General features: G+C 43.7%; 12 protein-coding genes. 6 read left to right on the top strand and 6 right to left on the bottom strand.

The genetic code is table 11. The features are described from left to right. Positions 1–494: 494 nt before the first annotated feature. The gene (locus tag J7I80_RS23130; RefSeq protein ID WP_214741838.1) at positions 495–1,751 is read right to left on the bottom strand and encodes a GGDEF domain-containing protein; all 1,257 of its coding nucleotides are present in this window, start codon (positions 1,749–1,751) and stop codon (positions 495–497) included. A gap of 271 nt (positions 1,752–2,022) precedes the next feature. On the opposite strand from J7I80_RS23130, the gene J7I80_RS23125 reads away from it, so the two are divergent. Beyond that, the gene (locus J7I80_RS23125; protein WP_214741836.1) at positions 2,023–2,898 is read left to right on the top strand and encodes an SGNH/GDSL hydrolase family protein; all 876 of its coding nucleotides are present in this window, start codon (positions 2,023–2,025) and stop codon (positions 2,896–2,898) included. A 97-nt stretch (positions 2,899–2,995) separates the two neighbouring features. Here J7I80_RS23125 and J7I80_RS23120 read toward each other — a convergent pair whose 3' ends face one another. Genes J7I80_RS23120 through J7I80_RS23110 form a run of 3 tightly spaced genes read right to left on the bottom strand, consistent with a single transcriptional unit; the run spans position 2,996 to position 5,299 of the window. Then, positions 2,996–3,370: a VOC family protein gene (locus J7I80_RS23120; protein ID WP_214741834.1), complete on the bottom strand. Its 375-nt coding sequence runs from the start codon at positions 3,368–3,370 to the stop codon at positions 2,996–2,998. Between the two features lie 10 nt (positions 3,371–3,380). Continuing rightward, positions 3,381–4,253 (bottom strand): alpha/beta fold hydrolase, encoded by an 873-nt coding sequence (locus J7I80_RS23115; protein ID WP_214741832.1) that lies wholly within the window; start codon positions 4,251–4,253, stop codon positions 3,381–3,383. Further along, positions 4,250–5,299, bottom strand: coding sequence for an alpha/beta hydrolase (locus tag J7I80_RS23110; protein ID WP_214741830.1), 1,050 nt, complete (start codon positions 5,297–5,299; stop codon positions 4,250–4,252). The genes J7I80_RS23115 and J7I80_RS23110 overlap by 4 nt, the downstream gene beginning before the upstream one ends. A 137-nt stretch (positions 5,300–5,436) precedes the next feature. Between J7I80_RS23110 and J7I80_RS23105 the strand changes: the two genes are divergently transcribed. Both J7I80_RS23105 and J7I80_RS23100 read left to right on the top strand, forming a co-directional pair. Then, entirely contained in the window at positions 5,437–5,970 is a 534-nt protein-coding gene (locus tag J7I80_RS23105; protein WP_214741828.1) for a sigma-70 family RNA polymerase sigma factor, read from the top strand. Beyond that, positions 5,948–6,928, top strand: a complete 981-nt coding sequence (locus J7I80_RS23100) for a DUF4179 domain-containing protein (RefSeq protein ID WP_214741826.1) — start codon at positions 5,948–5,950, stop codon at positions 6,926–6,928. The genes J7I80_RS23105 and J7I80_RS23100 overlap by 23 nt, the downstream gene beginning before the upstream one ends. 17 nt (positions 6,929–6,945) lie before the next feature. On the opposite strand, the gene J7I80_RS23095 is transcribed toward J7I80_RS23100, so the two are convergent. After that, positions 6,946–7,485: a dihydrofolate reductase family protein gene (locus J7I80_RS23095; RefSeq protein ID WP_214741824.1), complete on the bottom strand. Its 540-nt coding sequence runs from the start codon at positions 7,483–7,485 to the stop codon at positions 6,946–6,948. Positions 7,486–7,546: 61 nt separating this feature from the next. On the opposite strand from J7I80_RS23095, the gene J7I80_RS23090 reads away from it, so the two are divergent. Next, a complete protein-coding gene (locus tag J7I80_RS23090) occupies positions 7,547–8,011 on the top strand; it encodes an HAD family hydrolase (protein ID WP_214741822.1) in 465 nt (154 codons plus the stop codon). A 41-nt stretch (positions 8,012–8,052) separates the two neighbouring features. Here J7I80_RS23090 and J7I80_RS23085 read toward each other — a convergent pair whose 3' ends face one another. Continuing rightward, positions 8,053–9,717, bottom strand: coding sequence for an SWIM zinc finger family protein (locus tag J7I80_RS23085; RefSeq protein ID WP_214741820.1), 1,665 nt, complete (start codon positions 9,715–9,717; stop codon positions 8,053–8,055). Between the two features lie 216 nt (positions 9,718–9,933). Here J7I80_RS23085 and J7I80_RS23080 point away from each other — a divergent pair, with 216 nt between their 5' ends. Further along, complete coding sequence (locus J7I80_RS23080) at positions 9,934–10,626, top strand: response regulator transcription factor (RefSeq protein WP_214741818.1); 693 nt, start codon at positions 9,934–9,936, stop codon at positions 10,624–10,626. Continuing rightward, complete coding sequence (locus tag J7I80_RS23075; RefSeq protein WP_214741816.1) at positions 10,604–12,835, top strand: sensor histidine kinase; 2,232 nt, start codon at positions 10,604–10,606, stop codon at positions 12,833–12,835. Before J7I80_RS23080 ends, J7I80_RS23075 begins: the two co-directional genes overlap by 23 nt. The last annotated feature ends 23 nt before the right edge of the window (positions 12,836–12,858 follow it).

Genomic DNA, 12,858 nt, shown 5'->3' with positions numbered 1-12,858 from the left:
GTTTGGGATCCAAAGCAGAAAAGCTGTCAAGAAAACCTCGTTATTGTGACAGGTTTGGGATCCAAAGCAGAAAAGCTGTCAAGAAAACCTCGTTATTGTGACAGGTTTGGGGTTCAAAGCAGAAAAGCTGTCAAGAAAAGCTCATAATTGTGACAGGTTTGGATTACAAAGCAGAAAAGCTGTCAAGAAAAGCTTGTTATTGTGACAGGTTTGGGGTTCAAAGCAGAAAAGCTGTCAAGAAAAGCTCGTTATTGTGACAGGTTTGGGGTTCAAAGCAGAAAAGCTGTCAAGAAAAGCTCGTTATTGTGACAGGTTTGGGGTTCAAAGCAGAAAAGTTGTCAAGAAAAGCTCATAATTGTGACAGGTTTGAGGTGCGAAGGAGAAAAGCTCGTTATTGTGACAGGTTCGGGGTTCAAAATAGAAAAGCTGTCACAATAACATAACTCAAAACCGCCAGCCCACAAAAAAGACAGAGAATCACTCTCTCTGTCTTTTTACATGGCACCGACCGGAGCGTGCTGGGCAAGCTCGTCCTTGAAGGTGACTTTATTTTTGCCGAGTTCTTTCGATTGCAGCAAAAGCTGGTCGGCGTAGATATAGCCCTTTTCCATAGAGGTATATTGGTTTACTTTGAAGTAATATAGCCCGAAGGAAGAGGTGATGATGACATCATGTCTGCTTGATTGATAATCGACTTCAACTGAGCTTGTTTCGACTCCAAGACGGATTTTTTCCACAAGTTCGATAGTCTCCCTAAAGGCTCTCTCCCTAAGGATCAAGGTGAATTCTTCCCCGCCGCTGCGGAAGACGTAATCGTTCTCGGATAAATACGTTTTAAGGGTGTTGGCAAAATGCTGGATGACCCGGTCTCCGACAGCATGGTTATAGGAGTCATTAATCAGCTTGAATTTATCGATATCGGCGACGACAATGCCGACTGTCTCACCCGACTGGTTTAATTCGGACATTTTTTTATCCATGAAAGCACGGTTTGGAATGCCTGTGAGGAAGTCTGTATAGGCCATTTGCTCGAACTTGTCTCGCTCAATTTTGTTCTTGATGCTTTGTGATTTTGACTGGAAGGAACGGCTGACGAGATAGTTCAGGATGAATAATCCTACGACCATTTCCCAACGCTGCTCTTCAAGCAATAGCAGAAGCAAGCCATTTGTGAACGCTGTTTTCCCAAGGTCCAGCCAGTTATTGCTATCTTTGTAAAATTTGATTGCCTGCTGTAAGTTTTTGATTTCTCCCAAAATATAAAAGGCCGTTGATAGAAATGTATAGGAAATCAACGTCGTCGTCACAGCAAGGATGCACATTAAAATCCAGAATCCAAAAGGAATACCTTCAAATAACGGGTATGCCAAATGAAACAGGTAATAGCCAATTGAGTAAATTAACACATGGGCGCCTATATTGTAGAATGTATCGGAAAGCTCACTTTCATCGGCAGTTTTCGAACTTATTCTTGAAAAATAGACTGTGAAGCGATAGATTGCTTCAAAAATGAAAAGACCGAGCGGACCCGCGAAAATCCCGAAAGACAGACTGTAGCTAATTCCGTAGTCGAATTTCATCGCTCCGCTTTGCGCATGAATCCTTAAATGGGTGTAAAGGGTTGAAAATAACCAGTAGATCAATAACGCTATCAAAAAAGTATTCTTGTCTATAGTGAACGCACCTAGTCCAAAAGCCACGGCGATAGCAGTGAAAAACAATGAAAAGTCATATAACCTAGCTTTTAGCATAGGCAGAAAATCCCCTTTCCCAAACTCTACCATTAATTTTATCCTAAATATAAATCTAGTTGCAAAGTAATTTTTTGATTTGTGGAAATTTTTGTACCATTTATTTTGTCTGCTGCATAACATAAAAGGCTATAATGAAAATATCGGCAAGAAAAGATTTTTGTTCATCGAAATATTCCTGTGAAAGGGATTTTTACATGGTTTGTCGAATAATTTTACTATATAAATTCAGAATTTTTAATTAATAAGCTTTCTAAGAGAGGGGTTTTATATGGAACTTATCTATGGTGCGTTTTTCGTCCTAATATTAATGGCTGCTGTAAGTATGGCACTGTATTATCAGCGGAAGAGCCGGATCAACCAGCTTCCTTCCAACAATCCGCAAGCTTTTCTGGAAAAAGGGCATCGCCAGGAAGGCAAGAAGCTGGTGGCTGTCATCGGTGGGGATGCCGTCCATGGCAACATCAGCTACAATTTTGTCGATGACGCAGCCAGGAGGCGCAGCTGCGTGGATTATCAGTTCATCAATGCAGGAGTCAATGGAAGTACGGCTTATGATGTTCTGCAGCGTTTGGACAATGTGATCTCCTGCCAACCTGATTTCATCGTGATTTTAGTCGGACTGAATGATGCCGCGGCAAAAATAGCCCCTGAGTTTGCCAGAATGAATATTAAGCTTGCAGAGCAATTAGAAAAGCCCTCATTATTGGTGTACGAAAAGAATCTTGCCCTCATTGTGGCAAGGCTGAAAGCAGAAACACATGCAAAAATAGGGTTATTGTCACTTCCGGTAGTGGGTGAGAATCTTTTCTCGAAAGCGAATAAGGAAATTGACCAGTACAATGAGGTCATCAAAAAAATTGCGGAGGTGTCCAATATATCTTACCTTCCTTTTAACGAAAAATTGAAGGCTTATTTAAAAGGTAAAGGGCGCACACGAGGGCGATCGCTGAAAAACAGCACGAAGCTGTACGAAAAGGCGGTCATCGAGCGTTTCGTATACGGCTACAGCCTGGATCGCATATCGGCCCGGAATGGATACTTGCTGCTCACCGACGGAATGCATTTGAACAGTACGGCAGGGATGATGGCGGCTCATCAAATTGAACTGTTCCTGAAAAAGAATGAATTGAAGGCAATCCAGTAAAAAGGATACTGCGCGAGTGGCAGTATCCTTTTTGTTTTTATAAAAGGCTCTTTTCTCAAACTTTGTTGCTATTGACCGCAAAGTTACGAAAATAGCCTTATAAAATAACCTCCGACATAAAGGCATGGGTATTCTCTTCAGAGTCCTTAAAAAACACCATCCATGTTTCCATATCGCCGATTTTAGCAACAACATGCGGCTCTCCAATGAATTGTACACTACCTGAAAGCTCTTCGTATTTTGCCTTGATATCTGCAACCTGTAAATAGATGACTGAACTAGGATGGGCAAATTGCTCGTTCTCCGGAAGGGTTAACAGGAGGCGGACGCCTTCACAGTCGAAGAACGCCATCGTATCCGTATTGAACAATAACGACAGCCCTAATTTTTCCTGGTAAAAGGCAGTGGCCCTTTCAATGTCTTTTACTGGTATTCCAATTTGGCCGATTTTTTGAACTGGATTCGATTGCATGATTTGCCTCCTAGTAATGTTTTTTCAAAAATTCCTTTATATCTGTATCGATTTGTTCAAGATATTTGGAAGATGGGAAATGTCCCATTTGGTACTTTTTCAATTCTAGTTCGTCACCTAAAAGTCCTTGTATTTTATGGGAAATTTTGTTTCCTGGAAAAAATACATCCTCAGTTCCCGTTATGACAAGGGTCGGGGCACTGTAATTTCTCAGTTCCTCCGCAGTTGTCAGTTTGGGCATATCTTGTTCAAGTGTTGTGTGTTTGAAAATATTGCCGATGATGCTTTCATCCAGTTGCTTCATGCTATTGAAGGACATCGCATCAGCAATTTTGCGCAGACTCTGGGCAGATCCGTTTATTTTATAAAAAACCATTGGGACAAGTATTTCCTTAATCATTTTAAGCTTCGAGCCAAGGCTGATCCCTGCAGGTGCGACAAGGACAGCGCAGTGGATTCTTTTTGGCATAAATGCAGCAAGCCTGAGGATGATGCCGCCTCCGTAAGATGGGCCGATGAATGCGCATTTTTCAATCTCGTAATGGTCCATCAAATCGGCAATCCATTGGGCAAAGCTTTCGTCAGAAGCGGAGATTCTCGTTTCATCACTGTATCCCGGATGGCCAATCGTGTCAGGTGCGTAGACCTTATATTCCTCCAGCAAGCCTCTGAACCATGAAAGGGTGACAGGATTGATGCAATTGCCGCCCTGAAAAATAAATAAAGGCTTCCCGTCTTCCTTCCCCATTACCAGTACATGCGTGCTGCCGAATCTCGTCTGGACATAGTCCCTTGAAATCGGTGAATCGAACTGAGTGAGATACTCTTCATACTGGCCGAGTATCCGCTCTTTTCCTTCCAGGCTTTTATAAATAGTTTTCATAGATTAATAACCTCTGCTTTAATATGACTTAATTCATTGATAAGGTGCTTTTCGATCAGTGCTGTATCATCCGGGTGAAAAAGATGGGCTGATTTCTCCATCCATATGAATTTTTTCTCATGGTTCGTTTTTAGGAGAATGAGATAGTCTTCAGCAAAATGGGCATGAACATGGACATCTTTCCTGCCATGAATGAAGGTGACAGGGATATCAACAGATGGTACCTCTTTTTGCACATTAATGTTCGGGATATTCCGGATGAATTCGTCAGAATAGATAAGCTTAAAGCCGCTGTAAAAGGAATGGAAAGCATCAGCCAACCGATAGTCCCTTGAAGCAAGCATGCTAAGGGACACCTTGGCAAGGCCAGGATGCTTGATTTGATTATCGTTATAGACCATCGTACTGTATCTCATCTGCCATTTTCGTAAAATCCCCCATTGCTTATAGCCTTCGATAAAAGGAGGTTCGCCAACTGCCTCCAATTCATTCAGCGCTTTATAATTACCTCGCCGTTTGGCTTCTTCTTTCACCCAGGCAAGGCCTGCACGGTCATTTTCTGTCCAGCTGATAATCTGCGAGATGCCTACATAGGAGTGGAATTTACCAGGTTGTTTTTTCAAAAGGTACATGCCAATTAAGGTACCGAATGAATGAGCGGCCAGGAAGATTTTTTCCTGATGGAACGTTTCTCTTAAAAAATCCGTCAGCTCAGCTGCATCGGATACAAGCTGTTCAAAGGTCATGGATGTTTGTGGAATATCTTTGTGATAGGATTTGCCTGTGCCTCGCTGGTCCCAAAAGACAAGGGTGAAGTGCTTAACCAGCTCTTGGGTGCTGGTAGCGACAGTATAGTTGTTCCCTCTGGAAGAGACGCCAGGCAGAGGCATGGAAGGACCGCCGTGTAAAAACAGCAGTACCGGGTTCTTGGGTGAGTAGGACTGGATGAGGATGGTCTGTTGGAATCCTCCAAGTGTAATATCTTCAATCCTGTCGATTCCGCCTTCAGGAATGTAAAAATCAGGCTTGCGAAAGAAAAACCCCATATTGTCACCTCTTTCGTAAATTCTATAGTAAACTTCCATTTATTACTATATATTACTTTAGGACTAGAAAAATATCTCGGAAAAGTTGAAACTTTTTTTACCTGATTATGCTCTAAAGAGTGAAAGGAGGTCAGGGAATGAAAGAAGCAAAGCTTGTGAAGAAAGCAGTCAGGGGGAATGCCAAAGCCTTTGAAGAACTGCTGATTATACATAGTGAACGATTGTATAGAACCGCTTTTTTATATGCGGGGAACAGGGAGGATGCTCTTGATATCGTCCAGGAAACCTCCTGCAAAGCATTCCAGGCGATCGGGCAGCTGAAGAATGAACAATACTTTTTAACCTGGCTGACGAGGATTTTAATCCATTGCGCTTACGATGTTTTGAAAAAAAGAAAAAAAGAACTGCCAGTAGAGAAACTAGTAGAACTGCCTACAAACAGTGACTCCAAGCTGGCAGAGAATCTTGATTTAATGGAGGCAATCACTCTATTGAAAGCTCAGCATCGGACCGCGATTATCCTGTTTTATTATCATGACCTGGCAATAAGTGAAATTGCTAGAATGATGGACATACCTGAAAACACCGTGAAAACCTATCTGCAGCGGGGCAGGAAGGAATTGAAAAATAGATTGGGAGGCGAGCGCGATGGAAAAGAAAACATTTCATGAATCGGTCGACCAGATTGAAGTGCCCAGGGAAGATGTCGTTAATGCGATCAAGGCTGGTGTAAAGCAAGGCAGTATGATGAAGCCTAAACGAAGACCGTTTTTAAAAGCTGCGGCCGTTTCAGCAGCTGCTGCGGCTCTTTTCATCACATCAGGATTCTTGTTTCCATCAGTGGCGAGCGTTATGGCTGAGATTCCTTTCCTGGCAAAGCTTTATGAACACGACAAGGTTGCTGAAAATTTGGCCTCGCAAGAGCTTATCACTGAGCTGAACGAAAAGGCCACTTTTGACGGAATAGATGTGACGGTAACGGATGCCTATTATGACGGAGCAATGATTGGCGTCACCTTTGATGTAAAGGGCGACGTTAAAGGTGATGAAGACGAGATTTATGCATTCTATGAAATTTTCGAACGCGACCCTAACATTGAGGAAACCATGGAACTGGTAAAACTGGTGCCTGCTGAGGGGGGCTACAAAGGCCATGTCCAGTTAAGCTATCCGAGAGCGGAACTGCCTGCTGACACAACATTGCCATTCAATATTATTGGAATCGGGGAAATCAGTGACAGCTGGAAGGAAGAAAGAGGAAAGTGGGATTTTGACGTACCTATTAAACAGCTTCCATTCGAAACAGTTGTCCTTGGGCAGGCAAGTGAACTTGGCCAACTTAAGGTCACTTTCGAAAAGCTGATTACCGCAACATCTTCGACCGCGATTGAATATACATTGAGCTATCCGGAGGGCAGCCAGCGGGTGATGATCGACCTATTTGATGGCAAAGGAGAACAAATCATCGGCGGTACCTCGGATGCAAAGCTGGAGAAGAATACTGAAAATGGGATGGTGACCGAGAAAAGACGGATCACGATTCCGATGGTTCTGGCTTATGATTTTATGGAGATTCGTCCGATATTGGAGTCAGGGGAGGAACTTGAACCTGTTAGAATCGAACTGTAAAAGAAAGGCGCTGGACATCATCCAGCGCCTTTTGTTTTCAATTTATATGTCAGGCTCGCAATCTGACCGAGTTGACCTGTTCCAGTCAATTCGAACTCTGCAGGCGGCGTGTCGTCCGGGAACAGCGGGATTCCCTCCCCAATCAATTTCGGAATGATATATAGCTGTATTTCGTCAATCAGCTGTTTTTCAAGGAACTGCTTCACGAGCTGGCCCCCGCCAACAAGCCACACATAACTATTCGAATCCTTCTTCAGGCGAGAGACCAGGGATACCAGGTCCTCATCTGTAAACGTGACATGAGGGCTGTTTTCCATAGTCTGGCGCGATAAAACATAACATGGCTTACCGGCATAAGGGAATTCATCCGTCAGTCGTAAAACCTCTTCATATGTTTTACGACCCATTATGACGGTTCCTACCTGGCTGTAGAATTCGCCGTACCCATTATCTCCTTCGCCTTCCACATCATCCAGCCAATCAACGGCACCGTCCGGTCTGGCAATATAGCCATCAAGGCTTACTGCGATATACAGTATGACATTGCTCTTTTTCATCTAACATCCTCCATGCAGGTGTATAATAACGTTATTCTATCAGAAATGAGGGGGACTATTCATGCTTGCATTGACCATCCCTGGCAGAGGCCAATTTACAATTCACCACCTTGTTCTGGATTTTAACGGCACGATTGCATTTGGAGGCGAGCTAGTTCCTGGCGTGGCTGAAAGAATCACGCTGTTAAGCAAGGACGTGGAGATTCATGTCATCACTGCAGATACAAACGGAAGCGTAGCTGGTGAATGCAGCGGGCTGCCGGTTAACGTGCACGTACTCCGATCCGATGATCACACTGCTGAAAAAGGGAAGTTCGTTCGTAACCTTGATGGAGTGATTTGTATGGGTAACGGGGCCAATGATGAAGCGATGTTTGAGGCAGCAGAGATTGCGGTCGCTATAACCGGAAGAGAAGGCTGCGCGACGGCAACACTGTTGAAAAGTGATATCGTAATTGAAAATATTAATGATGCCCTGGATTTGCTGCTTAATCCTAAGCGGCTCATTGCTACTATGAGGAAGTAATTTAAATAGGCCCATCCACAAAAGGATGAGCACCCTATACTTTATTTTATCTTTTGCAGTTCATCCAAAAACGCCGGACGCCTTGGATACTTGCTCATGAGTTCTTCAATCAGCTTGCGGCTATTCATCTCGCCGCAGGCTTTTTTATATTTCCTTATGTCCTTGCAGACTTGCTTATATAATCTACGCTCAGACGCATTTTCAGCATCATACATAATCATGTCTACGAATAAGTTGTTCACTTTCGATAGATGGTTTTCTATCAGATAAGGGTACAATTCAACAATGCTTGAAGGCTTCGCAGTTGCATATTCCAATATGCGGTCCTCCAATTTTTCCTCTGTAATAATCGTTAAATATAAGCCCCGGCTATGTCCACTTTCTAATTCTGAGAGCAGTTTCTCGAAAACTTCCTGCCATTCCTTCGCGTTATAAAGGGTCTTTAACCTTTCATAATCCTTATATTCATAATAGCTAGTGACCAGTTCATATGCCATGCTCCGCTGGTGTTCGAGATCGCCTTTCTGTTCGTAAATCTGGTAGCGGTAGTCCTTCCATTTATAAATCAGGCCAGCGTAGGAAGTATCCTGTTTTTCTCCATCTAAGCTGATCTGCTCTGCTTTTTCAAAATCATTGCGATTCAGGGCCCGCTCAATGGCCTTTTCGCGGAATTTATCGTGTCTCAGGTTTTCCTCTATAAAGGCATCAATTGTCCTATCTTCCGCACCAGAAACCTCCAGCAGACTAAGCTGAAGCTGTTTGATGCTTTGCTCTGTATGTCTCCAGCTCCATTCATTTTGAGGAGTATTCTTCAACAGCTTTTCCAGTTCTTTTTCCAAAGTCGCTCTCAGCTTTGGATCTTTGCCGAACGGGATAATTGCATCCAGAAGGTCAAATCGCCATTCATCCCAGTCGTTATATCGCTTGTTCTTTGCTTCTTTTAGCACAGCTTTGAAAATTTCCTTTTGCTCATCGGGAGAAAGCTCGTCGAACCCCATTTCGACTGCATTCTTGATGACTTTCATCGTATTGCGGGTAACAAAGGTTATTTCTCCGCCCGAGTCATCTGCATACTGTGTCATGGAAACAACTGGCGGCATAATTTCAAGTGCGAGCTTCACAGCCTGAACATAGCTGCCGCGTTCATTTTTCTTTTCTGCGTTATCGAGCACCATATAGGCTCCCTGCATCGCTTCATCCATCCGTCTCCAATGAATGAAACCGTTGCTTTTAGCCCCTTTAATAAAATCCCTGATCAGAGCTTTCGCCGTTGTGATTTCTTCTTCAGGGGATGCGTATCTCAACAGCAACTGTCTTTCAACTTCCTCATGGCTCCTGGCAAATTGGAGGATGATTGAAATTAACTCATCTTTCGATTCCTGCATGAGCAGCTGCTTTAATTCATTACTCGGATCTTCAACAGCCTGATTCTTCTCAGGTTCTCCTTCTCTCAGCGCAAGGAAAACAGCAGCCAGGTGCTTGCAGGTTTCGCTCCAATCGTACGGACAGCTACAGCTAGCCTGCATGATTACCCCATCACCCTCGAGGAAGAGCTCGACACTGTAGGTTTGGGTGCCATGGACAGACGCCAACACCCTATTTTCCTCTAGAAGCTGCAAATTCTTGACGGCCCCTTTTTTAAAAAGCTTATGTCCTCGTTCTAAAATGACAGGTTCAAGGAAACTTTCAAAATCTGAAATTTTCATTCTTTACAACACCGCCTCAACTATTTCTTCCATACTATCATTCTAGCCAAAAAATTACCTTTTCTCACAACCTCCATAAAAATATATAATAGATTCACACACCACTTTTACCATTATTAAGAAAATCTTAAGATTTATACTCGGTGAATATTAAGGTTCACTGTCTAGAATAAACAATATCGAAGCTTGCCTGTATGGGAAGGGGTTTTTTTAAACGTGGAACAATACAATGTGCTGGTCGTTGATGATGAAAAAGAGATCCGCGATGCAATTGAGATTTATTTGAAGAATGAAGGAATCAAGGTGATCAAGGCGGCGGATGGTATCGAGGCGATCGAGAAGCTGAATGAGCAGCCGGTTCACTTAATTTTGCTCGATGTGATGATGCCTCGCCAGGATGGGATTACGACGACGTTCCGGATCCGTGAAGACAAGAATATCCCGATTATTATCTTGAGCGCTAAAGCCGAGGATACGGATAAAATTCTCGGGCTTCAGGTCGGTGCGGATGACTATGTGACGAAGCCGTTCAACCCGCTCGAACTGATTGCACGGGTAAAATCCCAGCTGAGGAGATATGTCACGCTCGGTACATATGAGGGAAAAGCGAAAGTGATTGATTTGAATGGACTGACGTTGGATCAGTCGTCAAAGGAAGTCACCGCGCATGGGGAGCCAGTCAAATTGACTCCTATCGAGTATAAAATCCTTGAGCTGCTGATGACGAACGCCGGCAGAGTGTTCTCAATCAATGATATATATGAGCGGGTATGGAAGGAACCAAGCTACAATGCCGAAAACACAGTAGCGGTCCATATCCGTAAAATCCGCGAGAAGATAGAGATTGATCCGAAGAATCCAAGATATTTGAAGGTGGTGTGGGGGATTGGATATAAAATCGAAAAGTAAGTATCTGTTCGTCGTATGGGTGCTTCTCATCACATACGGGCTTAGCGGTTTATTTTCAGCGTTGGGAAACGGGAGTCAGTTCATGCAGGGCGATTACTTTGAATCTGAGGAATATGCCAACCAAATGAACCATTTTGTGACTCTGCTGCATGTGTATGAGTTGAATAAGATGTCAAAGGAAGAAATGAAAGAGGAAATCACCGTTTCCATTGAAGAAATCGAAGAGCACCGGATGCGGTACGGTAATCTCGGAGATCAAGTCTCCAGCATTGGCATGCAATATGAAGGTCAAATTCAAGAGGCGATCGATTCTGGCAATAAAGCCGTCGAAGAAGCGCTGAAAAAGGAAAGAGACGCCAAAGTTGCGGATATAACTGAGAATTTCAATAGCGATGAATATGTAAGGGCTAAAGTGGTCAAGGAAAAGGAAAAAAGCATCGACGAGTTTTTCCTCAAACTGGAGGAATATCGCCATGAATTCCTAAACCTTGAGCAAGCCTACAAATATTATATAAAAGACAGGAATACTGACGCGGTCTTCACGAATCTTAACCTCGGTAAAAATGACTCCGTTTCAGACATCATGAACAAAAAAGAAATGTATTTTGTCCAGGATTACACGGCGTTGCAAAACATGATTGCCTACACAGGACATTTCGAGAACTTCATGCCTTATAATGAGGTGGCCGAGGAAATTTTGCGTAAGCAAAGCCGTGATTTTACGGGGCAAATTGGTCTATCGAAACAGGCACCTGATAAACACTTTGCAATCAGCAATTATAAAGACTACCAGAAACGGCAGATGCTTTTTATTGGTTATCTGATCTCCAGTATCGGAGCGCTGATCATCAGCTATTTCCTGGCAAAAAGGAAACCGGCAACAGTGTTCGGCTCATTTGACCATCTGAAGCCATTATATGGCAGGATACCGCTTGATGTAAGAGCTGTCATGCTTTTATTAACCGTTCTTTTCTTATTGCTATCGATGACGCTGATCAGTGAACAATTTGTCTATTACCATTCTGATATTTTCTCATCACTTATCGAGCTGATCATCAGTTTAGTAGCTGCCGCTTCCCTGCTGGCATTCGGATGGGTCCAGCTGAAATTCCTTATGGAATATCGGAATGACTGGCAGCAGTTGAAGGAAGATGCCAGGAACAGCCTATTGGTAAAAAGTTATTATGCAGTACTTGATGCGTTCATAGTCAAGAGCATTGGGCTGCAGCTGCTCATAATCCTCGGTATCGTGTTTGGAATGGGCATGCTGTTTGTTGCCGTCCTTGCAGCGGGCGGAGGAGATATAATTGTCATTGCTTTCGCTTTTGGGGTGATAAGCCTTCCAATTTTCATCTTCATCATGAGGAAAGCGGGCTACCTGAATAAAGTTTTAAAGCATACAGAAGAGCTCGCGGCGGGCAATCTTGGTGCGGACATACCGGTGAAAGGGAAATCTGCGATTGCGAAACACGCGGCTAATATCAATGACCTTAGGAACACGGTAAATGTCTCCCACAAGGAACAGGCCAAAAGCGAGCGACTGAAAACGGAGTTGATCACGAATGTCAGTCATGATCTCAGAACTCCGCTGACATCGATCATCACGTATACAGAACTTCTGAAAACGCCTGACCTCGCTCAGGAGGACCGAGATTCCTACATCGAAATCCTCGACCGGAAATCCAAGCGGCTGAAGGTGCTGATCGATGACCTGTTCGAGGCGACAAAAATGGCGAGCGGCAATATCGAGCTGCACAAGGAAAAAGTTGATCTCAACCAGCTGCTGCAGCAGGCATTGGCCGAGCATAATGAGTCGCTGAGCCAGTCGTCCCTGCAGATGCGCGTGTCACAGCCCGAGCAGCCTGTTTATGCCTTTGTTGACGGGCAAAAGCTATGGAGGGTTTTCGATAATCTCATCGGAAATATCCTGAAATATGCACTTGAGAATACGAGGGTATACATTTCGGTAAAAGAGGAGCAGAACCAGGTTGTGCTGACTTTTAAAAACATCACGAAATACGAGTTGGGCGAAGATCTGAATGAGCTGTTTGAACGCTTCAAACGTGGTGACCAGTCGCGCCATACAGAGGGATCCGGCCTTGGTCTGGCAATCGCCAAATCAATCGTCGATCTCCACAATGGCTCGCTTGATATAGAAGTCGACGGTGACCTATTTAAGGTGACAGTCATCCTTGAAAAACTAACTTAAACCAGAATCCCCCCTTTGCATTG

It is taken from the genome of Bacillus sp. ISL-41 (assembly GCF_018613235.1).
Classification (GTDB): Bacteria; Bacillota; Bacilli; order Bacillales; family Cytobacillaceae; genus Mesobacillus.
The sequence above is the reverse complement of the archived record's forward strand: the minus strand, read 5'-3'. Positions and strand labels throughout refer to the sequence as shown.